This window comes from Sorangium aterium (assembly GCF_028368935.1).
GTDB classification, from domain to species: domain Bacteria; phylum Myxococcota_A; class Polyangia; order Polyangiales; family Polyangiaceae; genus Sorangium; species Sorangium atrum.
In genome coordinates, this window is sequence record NZ_JAQNDK010000002.1 from 227,113 (window position 1) to 243,745 (window position 16,633).

Sequence of the window (16,633 nt, forward strand, 5' to 3'; positions counted from 1 at the left end):
ATCAGCGACAGGGAGGCATCAACGACAGGGAGGCATCAACGACAGGGAGGCATCAGCGACAGGGAGGCATCAGCGACAGGGAGGCATCAGCGACAGGGAGGACCACCTGCGCCGACGATGCGGCTCATCGCGAGCGCAAGCGCGCCCGCGCGCGTCGCGGCGCGTTCAAGAACTGGAGGTGCTCTTCGAGGGCGCTCCACACCGCGGCGATGCGCGGCACCTGGCGCAGGCCGCGCGGCGTGACGAGCCAGAGCTCGAGCACTGGACCTGCGGGCAGGCCCAGATCGAGCTCCACCAGGTCGTCGTCGAGATCGAGCGCGCTGCACGGCAACACCGCGGCGCCGAGCCCCGCGCGCACGGCCTCGATCTGGGCGACGTAGCTGCTCACGATGAGCTTCGGGGCCTTTTTTACATGCCGGTTCTGGTAGTCGTCCTCGACGGTGGGGGTGCGGCCCAGATCGACGCCGATCCAGTCGAGCTCGTCGCGGCCCTTCTTCGAGAGCCGGCGGTGGGCGATAGGCACCGTGGGCAGGGTGACGATGCGCGCGGCCACCAGATCGCCGCTCTTCGGCCGGAAGAAGCGCACGGCGATCTCGGCCTCACGATGGCCCAGATCGGCCACCTCGTAGCTGGTCAGCAGGTGGAGCGACACGCGCGGGTGCCTCTCGGCGAGCGCCGGGAGCACGCGTGGAATCACGCCGTGCACGGCGATCGACTCGGTGAGCGCCAGTCGGACCATCCCCTCGGCCTCCCTCTCGTGGCCGCTGGCCTCGCGCACGAACTGGTCGGCGCCGGCCTCCATCGACTCGACGTGGCGACGCAGCTGCTCGCCGAGCGGGGTGAGCATGGAGCCTCCCGGCAGCCGATCGAAGACCGCCACCCGGAGCGTTCGTTCGAAGGTCGCCATGCGCCGGCTCACCGTCGATTGCTCGATGCCGACCTTGCGGGCGGCGGACGAGAAGCTGCCGGCGCGCGCCACCTCCAGGAAGAGGCGCAGATCGGCCCAATCCAGGTCGGCGAGCGGCCTGCCTGCGGGCGGAGACGCGGGAGAGCGTGCCATGCATCCACGCATGGCACGCCTGCTCAGAACCGTCTACCCAGACGCTGCTGCATGGGCAAGATCGACGCATGCACCTCGTCATCCAAGGTCACCCAGCCCCCGACAGCCTGAGCGACGCGCTCGCTCGGGCCTACGCCAGCGGCCTCGAACGGGGCGGAGCCCGCGTCGAGCTCCTGGCCCTGCGCTCGCTCGCCTTCGATCCGCACTTGCGCGCTGGCTTCAGCGGTCAGCAGGAGCTCGAGCCCGATCTCCGCCAGGCCCAGACCACCATCGAGCGCGCGAGCCACGTGGCCTGGTTCTTTCCCACCTGGTGGGCAGGGCCGCCCGCGCTGGTCAAGGGCTTCATCGATCGGACCTTCTTGCCAGGATGGTCGTTCGCCTATCGAAAGCGGAGCGCGCTGCCCGAGGGGCTGCTCGCCGGCCGCAGCGCGCGCGTCGTGACCACGATGGATAGCCCGGGCTGGTGGTACCGATTCTGGCACTGGCGCTCCGTCCATACCTCGTTCATCAACGCGACATTGCGCTTCGTCGGCTTTGGGCCCGTCCGCGAGACCACCTTCTTCGATCAGAAGACGCGGACCCCGGAGCAACGAGCGGCATGGCTCCGGGAGATGGAGCGCATCGGCGAGCGGGATGCGAGGGAATTCCGCGCCAGCTCCTCCCGCACGCTGGCTGTGGCGTGAAGGTCGGTGGTGGGGTATTCGGCTGATCGTGGGGGCTTTTGAACCGCCAAGACGCCAAAAGACGCCAAGAAAAATTAAAATTAGAAAATCTTGGCGTCTTATGGCGCCTTGGCGGTTTCATCATTCCGGCAGGGTGGGGGAATGCCCACCGCCTGAAAGTGGCACCTTCCATGCGTGGATGATGGGTCGAGATAGTTTCGCTCATCCAGGAGGGGCAGAACGCGTAAGGACTCTTCTGCGGCTCCTTGAGCGGGGCTCGAGGGCACCGCCGTCAGCTATCCTCCCGCCGATGCGTTGTCTACGCCTCCGCTCCGGCGCCGCGCTCGCCGCGGCGCTCCTGCTGCCCTCGCTCCTCGCGTGCGCCGGCCCTCGGGCTCGGCCTCTCCCTCCTGCATCGAGCGCTGGTGCGCTGTCCGCGGCGCCCGCCGGCGAGGCGCGCCGGCGCGCGCGGGATCTCGGCATCGTGATCGGCCGCCTGCCCACCGGGAAGCTGAACGCGATCACCGATGTCCACGGCGTGCGCGTCGGGCACGTGACCCATCGCCGCGGCGCCGGCCGGCTCGACCCGGGCAAGGGGCCGGTCCGCACGGGCGTGACCGTCATCCTGCCGACGTCCGATGACTTCTGGCACAACAAGGTCCCCGCCGCGAGCTTCGTCCTGAACGGGAACGGGGAGATGACCGGCCTCCATTATGTGATGGAGTTCGGGGTCCTCGAGACGCCCATCGTCTTCACCAACACCCTCTCCGTGGGCCGCGCGCTCGATGGGGCGATCCAGTACATGCTCCGGCGCTATCCGGGCATCGGCGTGGACGAGCCCACGGTGACACCGATCGTCGGAGAGTGCGACGACAGCGCGCTGAACGACATCCGCGGGCTGCACGTGTCGGCCGAGGACGTCCTCGAGGCGGCGGAGCACGCCGCGGATGGCCCTGTCGACGAAGGGGCGGTCGGCGGCGGGACCGGGATGATCTGCTACGATTTCAAGTGCGGTATCGGGACGGCATCGCGTGTCCTGCCGGAAGCCGCGGGCGGGTTCACGGTGGGCGCCATCGTCCAGGCGAACTTCGGGGCGCGCGGCGAGCTCCGGGTCGACGGGGTGCCGGTAGGGCAGGAGATCCGCGATCTCCTGCCCGTGCCGGATGTCCACGGCGAAGGCTCGCTGCTCGCCGTTGTCGCGACCGACGCGCCCCTGTCCGCGCGGCAGCTCGAGCGGGTGGCGCGGCGCATCGCGCTCGCGGTGGGGCGCACAGGGACGATATCGCGCGACGGCAGCGGCGACCTGTTCCTGGCCTTCGCGACGGGCAACCGGGTGCCGGTCGAGCCCGAGGGGCTGACTCGGGATCTCCGTGAGGTGGACGACGCGCGCCTGAACCCGATGTTCCAGGGCGCCGAAGAGGCGGTGGAAGAGGCCATCCTCAACGCGATGACCATGGCGACGACGACGTTCGGACAGGACGACCACGTCGCCCACGCCATCCCGCTCGACCGGCTCCGCGAGGCGATGCGACGGTATGGGAGGCTCGGTGAGCCGGGACGCTGAGCCGGATTTGCGCGCCGCCACGCCGGATCAAGAGCCGACATGCGCGCCCCCCCGGGAAGAGCGAAGTCTCGACTCAGATGATCAGCAGGAGTTCGAGATCGCTCTCCTTTCCCGTCGCGCCCCCCGCCCCCGCCGCGCCCCCCGCGGGCACGTGAGGCGCGTTGACCGGCGCTAGCCGGAGCGCGCCGAGAGGCCGCGGCCCCGAGCTCTCCGGCGGAGGCCCGCCGGCGTCGGTCGCGCCGCGATCGCCGTGCGCGCGCTGCGCGCAGCCGGCGATCGCGGCGCGCACCGCGCAGAACACGCGCTCCGTGTCGAGCCCCCCGGGCTCCTGAGCCGCCCTGGCCAGGCTCTCGTCGACGCAGGCGGCGCACGGGGCGGAGGTCGCCGCGAGCCGCACCACCAGCGTCGCCTCCAGGCGACCGAGCTCTACCCTGTTGAATGGCACGGTGAGCGCCGAGCCGCGGCCCCGGCCGACATCGACGCTGACGAGGAGGGTATCGCCATCACGTATCACCATGGTTTCCCGCGGGGGGCGGCCACTTACGCGCTCTGGCGCAGACTCACGAAGACTTGTGTTGACAAGGATCCACAGGCGATCGGAGCTCGCCTGTCCGCTCTTCTCCGCAGCGTCGCTGGTGCGGCCTTCTGCCATTCTCACGCCCTCCGAGGAGGCGAACCTACAGCCGTTGGAGGCGGACGGCGATGGTCCTTCCGGACAGACAATGTCCGGACGGGCGCGTCCGCCGGGGACGCCGCCGCGCCCGGTGAACGCGGCGGACACGGAGGTCGTTGCTGCGTCCGTTGCGCCGTCCGGCGCGAGGCGGTAAGCACAGCCGGCGAGCGGAGGGCGGAGCGTGGATGAGCCAGAGCGACGCGACGAGGACCCGGACCAGGGCGCGGGCGAAGCCGGGAGCGAGCGCGCGTCGCTCGCCATCCTGTTCCTCGCCGCCGCGTTCGCGCTCGCGCTCCTGCTGACCGTCGTGGCGCTCCTCGCGTTCGCGGCGATGAGCCAGCGATCGCCGTCGCCGGTCCAGGTCGGCGCCCTGGTCGGCGTTCCGGTCGACGCTCCGGCCGCGCTCGGCCGGCGGGGCTAGCCGCAGGTCTTCTGGACCACGCCGAGCAGCGCGCTGAAGTCGACGGGCTTCTTCAGGTAGGCCGTGCCCTCGGGCGGGCCGTCGTGGCCGGAGACGATGGTCACCGGGATCGCCGCGAGCGCGTGCACCTGCTTCAGCGCGGCGAGCATCTCCTCGCCGGTCATGATCGGCATCATGAGGTCGAGCAGGATGAGCCCGGGCGGCGGGTCCGCCTGGTGCAAGAGATCGAGCGCCTCCCTGCCGTTGCTGGCGCAGTAGACATCGTAGCCCGACGACTCGAGCATCTCGCGGAGCATCTCGCGGAGCTCGGCGTCGTCGTCGACCAGGAGGACGGGGGCGCGCGGGTTCGGGGGAATCGGCGTCACGCGCGGCCCGTTGAGCCCGTCGGTTGGCAAGGGTTCACTCATCGCTGTTACCTCTTCCAGACTGCGCAAGCATGCAGGAGCGATAGCAGGCGAACACCGCGCACGCATTGCATGCCCTCAGCATCGTCGGATCTTCTCCGGACATGGTTCCGGGCTACGCGGGGGCGGCGCCGCTCCGCGCCGAGCAGCGGGCGAGGGGCGTGGGGGGAGCACGGGCACCGCGAGCGAAGCCATGCGAAGCGCCGAGGGTTACGGGAGTTGCGCCGCGGGTCAAGCCTCTCCGCTCTCGCCCCGCTCGCCCTCCGGCGTTCCGGGCCGGAACCCGAGCGCGCGCGCCTGGGCTGGGCCGGTGTGGCGACGGCGCCAGACCACCGCGTCGAGCAGGTAATGGGTCGCCTGCGGCAGCGCGAGCAGCGGCACGAGCAGCGCCCGCGCGCGCGGCCCGAGGAGCGGCTCGTCCCCTGTCCGCGCGCCGCCGAAGAGCTCCGGCCGGTCGTGCCAGACGAGCCGGTCCCAGAGCATCTCCTCGACGAACGCGAGCGCCAGCGCGATCCCGAGGAAGGCGAGGAGCCCGGAGGCGAGGACCCGCGCGAGCAGCGAGCGCGGCGCCTCGCGGGCCCGCTCCCGGGCGTACGCGAAGACGAGCGCCATGTACGGGACCCCGTGGACGATCACGTTGGTCACCGTGAACTGGAAGTCGCTGTCGGTCGCGACGATGCCGACGTACCAGGTCGCCGCGGTCGTCGCGACGACGACGTGCTTGCCGAGGTTGAGCGGCGCGCGGTCGACGCAGGCCCGCTGGATCGCGCGGGCGACGTACGCGACGGCGAGCGCGGCGTACACCGCGCCGAGCGGGCCCACCGCGGCCGCGAGCCAGGGCGCGCTCACGAAATCGCCGTCCACGAACCACTGGAACGCGCGCGGGGGGTGGGCGTGCGCGTGCCAGTAAAGGAGCGGCCACCCCGTCGCCGCGTAGACGAGCGCGTCGTCGAGGAGGCGATCGACGCGCGAGCGCTCGCCCGCGAGCGCGCGGTAGATCGCGACCCACCCGACCTGCTGGCGGACGAAGTGGATCACGGCCACGTAGGCGAGCGCGCGCCAGAAGGCGAGCTCGGAGGCGAGGTGGAGCGCGACGCCGGCGGCGTAACAGGCGAGCGGAACGCCGGCGTAGAGCGCGGGGTGGCGGCGGAGCTCCTCCGGGTCGAGGTACGTGCGGAAGAGCGTCGTGTGCACGTGGGCCACGTCGACGCCGACCACGAAGAGCAGGAAGCCCCAGGCCGGGAGCGCGCCCCCCGTCGAGAGCGCGGCGAGGGCGAGGGCGACCGCCGCGGAGCCGCCGAACACCGCGAGGTCGACGCCGCGGCCCCACAGGAAGCCGCCGCGGGCCGCGCCGCGGGGCCCGGCCGGCAGCGCGCCAAGGAGGTCGGGCCCGGCCGAGGCCAACGCCGAGACCCGCGCGTCAGCCGTGGATGGCCGCGGAGATGATCCAGGCGAGGCCCAGGATCACCGAGCCGATCACGATCGCGAGCGCCGTGTTCTGGTCCTCCTCGATCTCCTTGCGGATGGAGAAGGGGGTGAGCTTGGTGATCAGCACGAACGCCAGCAGGAAGACGAGCAGCCCGACCGCGACGAAGACGAGCGTTCCGATGACGGCTTTGATCAAATTTTGAACGTCGGGCATCGGCGGTTCTCTCTGGGCGCGGGGCGGCGCGCGGCGCGCGCTCGTGACGTCGTGAGCTCGAGGGGCGTGAGCCTACGCGAGTCGGCCGGCAGGGTGAAGCGCGGTCGCTGCGCCGCGTCGCGTCCTCGACGCGCGCGCCCGGGCGGCGACGTGCTATCGCCCTGCGGTGTCCACGACCGTGCGCCGAACCCTGCCCCGCCGCGCCCTCACGGCCGCGCTCGCGGCGCTCGGCCTGCTCTGCGCAGGCGCGCCCCACCTCGCCGCAGCGGCGCCTCCGTCCGGCGAGCCGGCGCCGATCGCCGCCGCGCGGCCGGCTGGCCCGCGCCCGCAGGCGGCAGCGCGCCCGCAGCGCGCCTCGGCGCAGCGGGCGGGCGCTGCCGGGGCGCATCGCAAGCCGGCCGGTGGGCGCGCGCACGGCGGGGGCGCGCAGTCCGGCAAGGCGGCGGGCGTACCGGCCGGCAAGGCGGCGCACGCGCAGTCCGGCAAGGCGCTGCGCGGCGGTGGCGCGCCGAACGGCAAGGCGGCGCACGCGGCAGGGACGCCGAGGAGCGCCGCGGCGGCTCCGGCGGAAGCGCCGCTCGATCTCGCGTTGCCCGTCGAGCGGGTCACGCTGAAGAACGGGCTGCGCGTGGTGCTGAGCCCCGACGAGAGCTCGCCCACCGTCGCGGTGGCCGTGACGTACGACGTGGGCTCGCGCGACGAGCCGAGCGGCAGGAGCGGCGTGGCGCGCCTCGTGATGGACGTGATGGCCGGGAGCAGCCGCAGCCTGCCGGCGGGCGAGCCCCAGCGCCTCGTCGCCGAGCGCGGCGGCGAGCTCCACGCCGAGGCGGACGTCGATCGCACCACCTACACGGCGGTGGCGCCCGCGAACGAGCTCGCGCTGGCGCTGTGGCTCGAGGCCGATCGCATGAAGGCGCCCGCGCCGAGCGCGGAGGGCTTCGAGGCGCAGCGCAGGGACGCGATCGAGCGGCGCGGCGCGACCCTCGGCGCCGCCCACGGCCAGGGCGCGATCCGGCTCAGCGAGCTCGTCTTCCAGGGGTACTGGCCCCACGAGCACCCGGCGCTCGGCGAGGCGAACGATCTCGCGGGCGCGGAGCTCTCGTGGGTCCGCGACTTCCACGTCGCCCATTACGGCCCGAACACGGCGGTGCTCGTGATCGCCGGCGGCTTCGAGGCGGGCGCGGCGATGGCGCTCGTGCACGAGTACTTCGACGGCATCCCCGCCGTCTCGGCCGCGCCCTTCAAGGACGTGCCGTTCCCCGAGCAGACGAGCCAGCGCACCGGCGTCGTGAGGGACAGCGCCGCCCGCGCGCCGTCCATCCTCTACGGGTGGGCCGCGCCGCCGCCCGAGCACCCGGATCACCACGCGCTCGCGCTCGCGGCCTCCCTGCTCGGGCGCGGGGAGAGCTCGCGGCTCCAGGCGCTCCTGGTCGGGAACAGGGCCGTCGCGCGGTCGGTGCAGGTCGCGATCGACGGCCACCGCGGGCCCGATCTCTTCTCCATCGACGTGCGGCTCGCCGAGGACGCCCAGGTCGGCGACGTCGAGAAGCTGATCGAGGGCGAGATCCGGGCGCTCTCGACGGCGGGACCTTCGCAGGCGGAGCTGACGAGGGCGCGCCGGCTGCTCCAGTCGGCGTTCGTGTCGGGCCTCGCGGACGCGAGCGCGCGGGCGCGGGCGCTCGGCGAGCACGAGCTCCTCTTCGGGGACGCCGCCCACCTGAACGGGGAGCTCGCGCGCTACTTCGCGGTGACCCGGGAGGACGTGCAGCGCGTCGCGCGCGAGCACCTCGGCCCGACGCGCCGGACGATCGTCGAGACCTATCCCCCTGCAGTGCCGGGAGCCGCCCCGCCTCCGCGCGCGTCGACCGGCGCGCCGCGGCAGGACGCCGAGGTGGCGACGCCGGGCAAGGGCGCGGAGAAGGCGGCGTCTGGCAAGGCCGCGTCGGGCAAGGGGGCGAGCAAGGCCGCGCCGGGCAAGGCGACGCACAAGGCCGCGCCCGGCAAGCGCCCGGCGAAGGCGCGCGGCGCGGCGAGCCGGCCCGCGGCGGATCAGGCGCCGAGGAAGCCGGCGAAACACACGAAGAAGTGACGCGAAGAGGCGGGCGACGGAGAAGGCGTGACCCGATGAACGAGCGAAGCGAGCGACGCGACCTGCGCGGGCGGCGGACAGCGCGCCCCTGGCTCTCCTGGACCACGGCGCTCGCGGCGGCCGTGGCGTGCGGCTGCGCTGCTGGGCAGGCGCCGCAGCCGCACGCGCAGGCGGGAGCACCGGCGAGGCCCGCGCCGGCGACGTCTGGGCCGGCGGCGCCGCCGGCCGAGGTCGCTCGCGGGGAGCAGCCGCCGCCGTCCGGCCCCGCGAAGCCCGCGCGCATGCCCCCGATCGCCTGGGCCGAGCTCCCGAGCGGCCTCCGCGTCGCCACGGCGGTGAGCCGCGCGCTGCCGCTCGTGGAGGTCCGGGTGGTCATCCGCGGCGGCTCCGCGGCCGACGGCGAGCGCACGGGGCTCGCCGCGCTCACGGGCGAGCTCCTCCTGCGCGGGGGCGCGGGCGGCCTCCCCGGCCGCGAGGTGCTCGCGCGCGTCGAGTCGCTCGGCGCCTCGCTGCGGGTGGACACCGGCCTCGACGCGACCGTGATCGGCCTGCGCGCCCCCAGCGATCGCCTCGCGGAGGCGGCCCTGCTGCTCGGGCTCGTCGTGCAGCGGCCGCGCCTCGACGCCGCGGAGCTCGCCAGGCTGAAGGCCCAGGCCGCCGAGGCGGCGAGGGAGCGCGCGCGCTCGGACGGCCGCTGGGGAGCGCTGATGGTCCTCTTCCGCGACCTCTACGCGCTCCCCACCGAGCTGCACCCGTACGCCTCGTTCGGCGCGACCGCGGCGGAGCTCCCGCAGATCACCGCCGCCGACTGCCGCGCGTTCCATGCGGCGTGGTACGTCCCGAAGAACACCGTGGTGGTGGTGGCGGGCGACACGACGCCCGAGGCCGCGCGCGCGGCCGTGGAGAAGGCCTTCACCGACCGCCGCGGCGAGGAGCCCCCGTCGCTCTCGTTCACCGATCCGGTGGCCCCGGCGTCGCTCAAGATCACGATCGTCGATCGCCCGAAGAGCGCGGAGAGCGAGCTCTTCCTCGGCTTGCTCGGCCCCGAGCGCAGCGCCCCGGAGTGGCCCGCGCTCGCGGTCGCGGGCGAGGTCCTCGGCGGCCCCTCCGGGCGCCTCTCGCAGGAGCTCCTCGAGCCGCGCGGGCCGGCGCGCGAGGTGTCCGCGGCGCCGCTCGACGTCGCGCACGGGCCCGTCCCGCTCCTGGCCCACGTCCGCGTCCCTGCGGCGCGCACGGGCCTCGCCGCGCAGGCGATGCTGGAGCACGCGGAGCGGCTCGCGGCCGCGGCGCCCTCGCAGGAGGAGGTCGACGCCGCGGCGCGGCGGCTCACCGCCGGCCTCGGCCTCGGCCTCGGGACGGCCACCGGGCTCGCCGACGAGATCGCCGGCATGCAGGCGCTCGATCTGCCAGACGACCACCAGGAGAGCTACCGCAAGGAGCTCCGGGACATCACGCCGGCCTTCGCCGGCAAGGTCGCGCACGACAACGTGCGACCGGCGCACGCAGCGATCGTCGTGGTGGGCGACGCCCAGGCGATCGGCCCGATGCTGAGCCGCCTCGGGGACGTGAAGGTGGTCGACCCGACCCGCGCCTTCGAGCGGAAGCGCACGATCCCGCGGGACGCGAGCGCGTCGTCCGCCCCGTCGCAGGCGCCGGCGCCCGGCGCTGGCCGCGCGGCGCCGGCAGAGGAGCCGCAGTGACGGCCGCCGGGCGCCGGGCGCCGCGCGCGCCGCGTGGTCCAGCGCCGGCGATGCGCGCCTTCGCGCCGGCGATGCGCGCCTTCGCGCCCGCGGCGCGCGCCTTCGCGCTCGCGGCAGGGCTCGCGGCCGCGTCCTCCCCGGGCGCCGTGCGGGCGCAGCCGAAGCCTGCGCCGGCGGCCCCCGCGCCGGCGGCGTCGACGGCGGCGGCCGCGCAGCTCGACGGCGCGACGTACGACTACGAGCACCCGTCTGCGCCGGCGCGCGGCGCTGCCGAGCAGGGCGCAGCGCAGCCCGACGATGCCGGGCCCGCGGTGCCGCCGGAGCGGCGCTGGCGGGGTCGCGCCTTCGTGCACCGCCTGGCGGCCGCCGATCCCGCGCGGCCGCTGCCGATCCTCGTGTTCCTGCACGGCACCAACGAGGCGCGGATCGAGCACCGCTGGATGGGCGGCGGCCCGGAGGGCGACGTGCGCCGGATCGCGGCGCAGCTCATGGAGGCGGGCCGGATCCCGCCGATGCTCGTCGCGGCGCCGAGCGCCGTGCTCCCGGCGGCCGTGGCCGTCGCGCGGACGAGCTGGCCCGCCTTCGATCTGGACGCGTTCCTCGACGCCACGGCCGCGCGGCTGCGCGGCGTCGCGACCGTCGACCGCGCGCGCGTCGTCGTCGCGGGCCACTCCGGCGGCGGCTGCAACAAGGCGGGCGGCATCGCGGCCGCTTTGAGCGCGTCGACCCCCGTGCACGCGGCGCTCGTGATCGACACGTGCATGGACGTCGACATCGCGCTCCCCCTCGCGCGCTCGCGCCCGACCACGCACGTCGTCGTGTCGTGGCAGACGATGACCTGGGTCAAGCGCCCCATCGCCGACTTCCGCCGCGCCTTCCAGCGCGGCGTCGACGCGCACCCTGCTGCTCCGGGCGTCCTCCGCGAGCTCGAGCCGCTCATCCCGACGGAGCCGATGCCCCACGACGCCATGGTGCCCCTGGTGCTGCGGCGCTGGCTGCCGCCGCTCCTCTCGCCGGACGCCGCGCCGAGCGTGCCCTGCGTCTCGCCGTGACCGCCCCGGGACGCGTCGCCGCGTCCGTCACTCGGTAGCCGCGCGGCGTCGAGGCTGCGCCGCGCACAAAACAGCTCAAGCGGGTTGGTCGGCATCCCTCGGACGCGCGCCCCATGTTAGGTCGTGTACAGGATGAAGCTCAACCTGTTGACCGTCGCACTCGCCGCTTCGGCGGCGGTTGTTCTCCTTGACGCACAGGCCAGGGCGGACTGCGGCTGTTCAGGGACCCCGAGCGCCATCACGTCCGACTCGAGCGGCCCCTGCCTGCGCTACGAGGCTCCATCGGGGTCGAGCAACGACATCACGTTCCGCTTCGACAAGGCCTATGCCTGCGGTCGGTATGCGACGGGCGAGTACTTCGTGATCAGCGAGAACGGCGTCGCCAGCATCACGACCATCACCCCCGAGGCGGCCGGCGGCCGCCACGGCGTGGACGTGAACCCTTCCCCCGACGGGCCGCAGCGGTGGGACGACCGGCTCGACGACCATGCACCGCCCATCAGCCTGCCTTACGCTGCGCCGCCCGGCAGCTCCGTCGTGAAGTACGTGTCCGACAACCCGTCGGGCGATTGCGATGGCGCCGGTGAGAAGTCATGCGGGCGTTTCGCGGCCGTGGTCACGGTGATCGACGCGCCGCCCGCTGACCCGAGCACGACCTTTCGTCCTCCTTTCGTGGGCACGAACAAGCCCGTGCTCTCGACCTCCACGCTGCAGACGCAGCTTCTGTCGCGCCTGCAGGCTGCGTGCGCCGACACACCCTCGCTGGAGACGGCCCTGGCCTGGACGCGTCACCTCCGCCTCGATTACACGAGCCATTCGGTCACGTGCGACCTCATGCCGCCGGAGGACGCGCTCCCGGACGGCAGGCCGTGGTCGACCGACATCTGGGCGCGCGACACCGACGTCTACGCATGGCTGCATCTCGCCGATGTGTGCGGCGCGCCGCCCTGCACGCCCGAAGAGGATCTCGCCGCCAAATTCCCCGTGCTCGTCGGCTACGTGCAGCACGGTATCGACATCTGGGGCGTCGACAAGATGGGCGCCAGCCTGTTCCGAGGCGGCGGCGGCAACGGCGGCGGCAAGCTCTTCGCCTATGCCTTCGCGGCCACGATGCTCGCCGACCCGGCGATGCTTGCTGACCTCTCGGCCGTCGACACGGACCGATTCTTCGAGACGGCCAGCTATTACGCCGGCAAGAACGGCGCCGCCCTGTGGGGGCAGCCCGTCGGTTCGGAGGAGGAGTACTGGGCCGACTTCTCCGATCAATCGACCCGGACGATCCGAGACCCCTATGGGTACATCGACGGCGGCTTCGAGCCTGGCGGATGGTATCAAGACAACACGGCCAAACCGACGAAATACTCGGCGCTCCTCATGCGGCTCATGCCTGCGCTCGCGGCGGCATGGCCGGTCAACAAGGACGTCATCCTCTCGTATGCGGATCGCTGGGTCGACCACGGCGCCTTGACACAGCCGGATCCCTGCGCGCCCGTCGGGGGCCAGTATGGCTCCGACTACGGTCCTGACGGGAGCGGAGAGTGTATCTCCGGCTCGGGGAGGGTGCCCGAGCTCGATGGGAGCAACAAGGACGGGGGCAATCGTGAACGAGCGATGGGTGAGTGCATGTGGAGCGCCTTCCGGGGCTGCTCCGAGACCTGCTCCTGCCCGGGTCAGTCGTGTGAGTCCACGAGCCAATGCGGCGATGGCAAGATCGAGGCTCCCGAGGAATGCGACGGTGACGATCCCGGGAGCTGCCCCGCGGGATGCGTTCCTCCCGACCAGCCGAACGGTTGCAGGTGCGTGGCCGTTGGCGCCGGTAGCGGCACCGGATCATCCGCATCCAGCGGCGGCTCCAGCACATCGAACAGTGCAGGTGGAGAAGGCGATGAAGGCGGCGGGTGCACCTGCGGAGTGGCAGGCCGAACCGCCCCGACGGGCGCTCTGGCGGCATGGATGGCCGCCTGGGCAGCGGCCCTTCATCGGATCCTCCGGCGCCGCCGCATGGTTTCCCTCACGGCCGGGTGAACAGGTTGGCGATCGCTATCAAGATCACGTTCTGACCTGGGCGAGGGCGCCGCCATGGCGCTGATCCACCACCCTTGCGCACCTTATGGTGGATCGGGAGACTCCCGAGCGAGCCGCTTCCGTCGTTCCTGATTCCAGCTTCGCCCTCTCGGTGGTACCGTGGTCGTCATGCCCCGGTCTCGGTGTCCAGGGGCGTTGTCGCATCAGCGCGTCAACGAGCTTGGACACGGCGACGGCACGGAGGGTACCGCTCGTGTGGCAAGCATCGGCTTCCAGTGGACGATCTGACGTCAATCTCCCGATGGTGGACAGCGCGCGTGCCGTTGCGGCGCGCTCTGACCGCTCCGGCGACGCCGGTCCCGCTTCTTCTGCAGCCGGGCGGGGCGACGTAGCCCAGGACCCGCGGCGCAACCAGCTCGTCGCCGGGCGGTACAAGCTCTCGCGGCTGGTCGGACGCGGCGCCATGGGCGAGGTGTGGCTCGCGCACGACAGGGCGCTACGGATCGACGTCGCGCTCAAGCTCCTCACGGTCCAGCGCGAGAGCCAGGCTGGCACCGCGCTGGAGCGCTTCCGGTTCGAGGCCCAGGTCGCGGCGCAGCTGGCGCAGAAGACGGACCACGTCGTCGCCGTGCACGACGTCGGCAACGATCCTGCCGTGGGTCCGTACCTCGTCATGGGCTACGTTCGAGGTCGGTCCCTGAGGCAGCTCATGCAGGGGCGGGGGCCGATATCCCCGGCGGAGTTCGCCCCGCTCCTCGGCCAGATGGGAGAGGCCCTCTCCGTCGCGCACGGCCTCGGCATCGTGCACCGCGACATCAAGCCGACGAACGTGCTGCTCGAGGAGGAGCGCAACGGTGACGTGCGCGCCAAGGTCGCGGATTTCGGCATCGCCAAGTGGATCCGAAAGGAGCTGCCAGCCGACTTTCCCCGCCGAACCGTCGACGGCGTGGTGCTGGGCACGCCGGCGTACCTTAGCCCGGAGCACGCCTGCGACGGGGACACCAACCCGCACTCGGACATGTGGGCGCTCGCGGTCGTCTCGTACGAGGCGCTCACGGGCCGGCTGCCCTTCTCGGGCCACACCATGAGCGACGTGCTCGCCTCGATCCTGGCCACAGCGCAACCGCCAGGGCCGGCGCTGTACCCCGAGGCGCCGCCAGCGCTCTCGGCCTGGTTCGCGCGCGCGTTCGCCTTGAACCCGACGGAGCGGTTCCCCTCGATCGAGGCCATGGTCGCCGCCTACAAGGCCGCCGTCGGCCCGTCGGCTGCGCCGGCGCGCGCCGAGCGGGCCGAGCCCGCGCGCCGGGGCAAGCTGGGCCTCGCGGCCGGCCTCGTCGTGGCGCTCGGCGTCGTGCTGTCGACCGGCGCGCTGTGGGCGCAGGCGCAGGTCCCCGCCGCGCTGCGGGCGTCGAGCGTCGACGTGCGCGCTGCGTCCGTGGTCCGCGCCGCGCGGGCGCGCATCGCGGCCCAGGCGAGCCCACGCCCAGCAGCGAGATCGGGTGACGCCGCGGCCGTGGAGGCCGCTGTGCCCGCGCCCGACGAGGCCGCTGTGCCCGCGGCCGCGCCGCGCCCCCTCGCCGCGCAGGCCGCGCGCCCGGTCGACCCGCGCCTGGCGCCGCGGAGCGCTCGCATCCCCCGCGGTGACCGCGCGACCGGCGCGCGAAGCGTGCCCACCGAACGCGAGCTGCTCAGGACGCGTCACTGAGCGGTTGTTGCCAACGAGCGCGTACGTAAAACGAGCCCGTGCTACGAGCGCGCCTCTCGCTGAGAGATCGAGCTCAGCAGCGCTGACGACCCTGCCCCGCCGTCCCGGTCGGCGATGTCCGACAGGCTGATGACGCCGACAGGACGCTTCTGACCATCGACACAGATGATCCTCGACTTCTTGTGGCTGCTCATCAGGCGCGCGGCCACGTTCAGATCCTCGTCCGGCCCGCAGCAGACGACCTCTCGGGTCATGACGTCCTCCGCCCGTGTCGACGAGGCGCGACGGTGCTCCCCGAGCACCCGGATCGCGAGGTCTCGATCGGTCAGGGTCCCGATGACGGAGCCATCGTCGCCGCAGATCGGAACAAAACCGATGTTCCGCGCCTGCATCAGCTCGGCGATGTTCTCGACGGGCTCGCTCGCCTTGCAGCAGGCCACGTCTGTCTTCATGAGCTCGGAGCAATTCATTGTCTCTCCTCCTGGAATCGCACTCAGCATCGTGTTCGAGACGCCCATCGTCCCGTCTCGAAGACCAGCAAACGGCGGGCCATCACGCCGGCGAGGCACAGGTGTCGAGCTCGCGGCGCGCAGAGGATCGCACGTGGCACACGTCTCGCTGCGATCGAGCGGACACGAGGCGCGATCTTCTGCCCTCCGGCGGCCTCGACGCTCCTCCAGATTTCGCCCGGAGAAGCCTCGGTTCGAGGAGGAGGATTCAGGAGATCGTCACGGCGCGAGGGCTCCCCGGGGCCGCCGCTCTCTTCGCTTCTGCCTTCAGCTTCCTCAGGTGTCCGTGCAGGGTCTCGGAGTCGAGGCCATGCAGCGTCAACCGGAAGCCGGCCTCGAGCGTCGAGCTGGGCACCATCGGATGATGGTTGTGCACCAGGGCGACGGGCAGCGGGTCGTTCAGGATCTTGCCGACGTAGAGCGCGATGATCTCGTCCAGCTGCAGCGAATTGCTCGCCCGCCAGAAATGGTGGTCCGACAGGAACAGCGCATAGAGCGGCGTGTAGATCTCGATGGCGGTCTGCAGGTCGACGATGTTCAGCCAGGTGTTCGGGAGGTCGCCGATGCTCGCGTCGTCATCTGTGATGGCAGAGAAGTCGATCTCTTTCCGGGGCTCGATCTCACGCCCCTCTGCGCGAAGCTTCTCGTTCAGCTCGATGATGAAGTTGTAGAAGGTCAGATCGTGGACCGTGAACGTGTTGTCCAGGAGGTCCTCCAGCCTCCTGGTCCTCAGCGGCGTCGTCGTCTCGATATGGATGCCCGGGACGTTGTCCTCGATGAACTTCAAGATTTCCGTGCCGATGGTGAAGTGGCGCAGGATGAGGTAATTGGCCTCCGGGGCGACGAAGAGCCTCAGGCCCCAGTAAATGGACCGGTGCAACAACCACGGAGATTGCCAGCTCGCCGGGACAAGAATCTTCATGAGCTTGATGCCGGAGATCGACAGGCGGGCGAACGGCCTGATGATCGGCATCACGACCCTGCGCGTGGTGCTGCGCTGGCTCTTCAGAAAGGCGGCTTTGGCCCTCTCGTCGATCGGCAAGGACCGGTCCAGGTACAAGGCCAGCCACGGATCGGGATCCCTGGGGTCGTGCTTCATCTTCCTGAAAAGGTCCTGAAAATCCATG

General features: G+C 72.3%; 15 protein-coding genes. 8 read left to right on the top strand and 7 right to left on the bottom strand.

The annotated features are described in order from the left end of the window. Positions 1–124: 124 nt before the first annotated feature. Positions 125–1,060 (bottom strand): LysR family transcriptional regulator, encoded by a 936-nt coding sequence (locus POL72_RS15755; protein WP_272096152.1) that lies wholly within the window; start codon positions 1,058–1,060, stop codon positions 125–127. Between the two features lie 68 nt (positions 1,061–1,128). On the opposite strand from POL72_RS15755, the gene POL72_RS15760 reads away from it, so the two are divergent. Both POL72_RS15760 and POL72_RS15765 read left to right on the top strand, forming a co-directional pair. Further along, the gene (locus POL72_RS15760) at positions 1,129–1,743 is read left to right on the top strand and encodes an NAD(P)H-dependent oxidoreductase (RefSeq protein WP_272096153.1); all 615 of its coding nucleotides are present in this window, start codon (positions 1,129–1,131) and stop codon (positions 1,741–1,743) included. 289 nt (positions 1,744–2,032) lie between these two features. Next, positions 2,033–3,286 (top strand): DmpA family aminopeptidase, encoded by a 1,254-nt coding sequence (locus POL72_RS15765; RefSeq protein ID WP_272096154.1) that lies wholly within the window; start codon positions 2,033–2,035, stop codon positions 3,284–3,286. Positions 3,287–3,359: 73 nt separating this feature from the next. Here the strand turns inward: POL72_RS15765 and POL72_RS15770 are convergent, their stop codons facing one another. Continuing rightward, positions 3,360–3,803 carry a hypothetical protein gene (locus POL72_RS15770; protein WP_272096155.1) on the bottom strand — a complete coding sequence of 148 codons (444 nt, stop codon included), beginning with the start codon at positions 3,801–3,803 and terminating at the stop codon, positions 3,360–3,362. 337 nt (positions 3,804–4,140) lie between these two features. Between POL72_RS15770 and POL72_RS15775 the strand changes: the two genes are divergently transcribed. Beyond that, positions 4,141–4,380, top strand: coding sequence for a hypothetical protein (locus POL72_RS15775; RefSeq protein ID WP_272096156.1), 240 nt, complete (start codon positions 4,141–4,143; stop codon positions 4,378–4,380). Here the strand turns inward: POL72_RS15775 and POL72_RS15780 are convergent. From POL72_RS15780 to POL72_RS15790, 3 genes are all read right to left on the bottom strand, one after another. Next, positions 4,377–4,787 carry a response regulator gene (locus POL72_RS15780; protein ID WP_272096158.1) on the bottom strand — a complete coding sequence of 137 codons (411 nt, stop codon included), beginning with the start codon at positions 4,785–4,787 and terminating at the stop codon, positions 4,377–4,379. The genes POL72_RS15775 and POL72_RS15780 overlap by 4 nt on opposite strands. A 228-nt stretch (positions 4,788–5,015) precedes the next feature. Then, entirely contained in the window at positions 5,016–6,188 is a 1,173-nt protein-coding gene (locus tag POL72_RS15785) for a hypothetical protein (protein ID WP_272096159.1), read from the bottom strand. Between the two features lie 16 nt (positions 6,189–6,204). Further along, positions 6,205–6,426: a DUF350 domain-containing protein gene (locus POL72_RS15790; RefSeq protein WP_272096160.1), complete on the bottom strand. Its 222-nt coding sequence runs from the start codon at positions 6,424–6,426 to the stop codon at positions 6,205–6,207. A gap of 178 nt (positions 6,427–6,604) precedes the next feature. On the opposite strand from POL72_RS15790, the gene POL72_RS15795 reads away from it, so the two are divergent. The 5 genes from POL72_RS15795 (at position 6,605) to POL72_RS15815 (ending at position 14,997) form a co-directional block, all read left to right on the top strand. Further along, a complete protein-coding gene (locus tag POL72_RS15795; protein ID WP_272096161.1) occupies positions 6,605–8,515 on the top strand; it encodes a M16 family metallopeptidase in 1,911 nt (636 codons plus the stop codon). Between the two features lie 35 nt (positions 8,516–8,550). Further along, positions 8,551–10,215 carry a M16 family metallopeptidase gene (locus POL72_RS15800; RefSeq protein WP_272096162.1) on the top strand — a complete coding sequence of 555 codons (1,665 nt, stop codon included), beginning with the start codon at positions 8,551–8,553 and terminating at the stop codon, positions 10,213–10,215. After that, a complete protein-coding gene (locus tag POL72_RS15805) occupies positions 10,212–11,267 on the top strand; it encodes an alpha/beta hydrolase (protein WP_272096163.1) in 1,056 nt (351 codons plus the stop codon). The genes POL72_RS15800 and POL72_RS15805 overlap by 4 nt, the downstream gene beginning before the upstream one ends. Positions 11,268–11,399: 132 nt before the next feature. Further along, complete coding sequence (locus tag POL72_RS15810; RefSeq protein ID WP_272096164.1) at positions 11,400–13,292, top strand: hypothetical protein; 1,893 nt, start codon at positions 11,400–11,402, stop codon at positions 13,290–13,292. 301 nt (positions 13,293–13,593) lie between these two features. Next, positions 13,594–14,997 (top strand): serine/threonine-protein kinase, encoded by a 1,404-nt coding sequence (locus POL72_RS15815; protein WP_272096165.1) that lies wholly within the window; start codon positions 13,594–13,596, stop codon positions 14,995–14,997. A gap of 41 nt (positions 14,998–15,038) precedes the next feature. Here POL72_RS15815 and POL72_RS15820 read toward each other — a convergent pair whose 3' ends face one another. Next, positions 15,039–15,467, bottom strand: a complete 429-nt coding sequence (locus POL72_RS15820; protein WP_272096166.1) for a CBS domain-containing protein — start codon at positions 15,465–15,467, stop codon at positions 15,039–15,041. 247 nt (positions 15,468–15,714) lie between these two features. After that, positions 15,715–16,632, bottom strand: coding sequence for a DUF6999 family protein (locus tag POL72_RS15825; protein ID WP_272096167.1), 918 nt, complete (start codon positions 16,630–16,632; stop codon positions 15,715–15,717). Position 16,633 lies beyond the last annotated feature (1 nt).

What these genes read in the sequence shown, in the direction of transcription:
- POL72_RS15755 (WP_272096152.1), bottom strand. Translation starts at nt 1,060, where the DNA reads ATGGCACGCTCTCCCGCGTCTCCGCCCGCAGGCAGGCCGCTCGCCGAC.
- POL72_RS15760 (WP_272096153.1), top strand. Translation starts at nt 1,129, where the DNA reads ATGCACCTCGTCATCCAAGGTCACCCAGCCCCCGACAGCCTGAGCGAC.
- POL72_RS15765 (WP_272096154.1), top strand. Translation starts at nt 2,033, where the DNA reads ATGCGTTGTCTACGCCTCCGCTCCGGCGCCGCGCTCGCCGCGGCGCTC.
- POL72_RS15770 (WP_272096155.1), bottom strand. Translation starts at nt 3,803, where the DNA reads ATGGTGATACGTGATGGCGATACCCTCCTCGTCAGCGTCGATGTCGGC.
- POL72_RS15780 (WP_272096158.1), bottom strand. Translation starts at nt 4,787, where the DNA reads ATGAGTGAACCCTTGCCAACCGACGGGCTCAACGGGCCGCGCGTGACG.
- POL72_RS15790 (WP_272096160.1), bottom strand. Translation starts at nt 6,426, where the DNA reads ATGCCCGACGTTCAAAATTTGATCAAAGCCGTCATCGGAACGCTCGTC.
- POL72_RS15800 (WP_272096162.1), top strand. Translation starts at nt 8,551, where the DNA reads ATGAACGAGCGAAGCGAGCGACGCGACCTGCGCGGGCGGCGGACAGCG.
- POL72_RS15810 (WP_272096164.1), top strand. Translation starts at nt 11,400, where the DNA reads ATGAAGCTCAACCTGTTGACCGTCGCACTCGCCGCTTCGGCGGCGGTT.
- POL72_RS15815 (WP_272096165.1), top strand. Translation starts at nt 13,594, where the DNA reads ATGGTGGACAGCGCGCGTGCCGTTGCGGCGCGCTCTGACCGCTCCGGC.
- POL72_RS15820 (WP_272096166.1), bottom strand. Translation starts at nt 15,467, where the DNA reads ATGAATTGCTCCGAGCTCATGAAGACAGACGTGGCCTGCTGCAAGGCG.
- POL72_RS15825 (WP_272096167.1), bottom strand. Translation starts at nt 16,632, where the DNA reads ATGGATTTTCAGGACCTTTTCAGGAAGATGAAGCACGACCCCAGGGAT.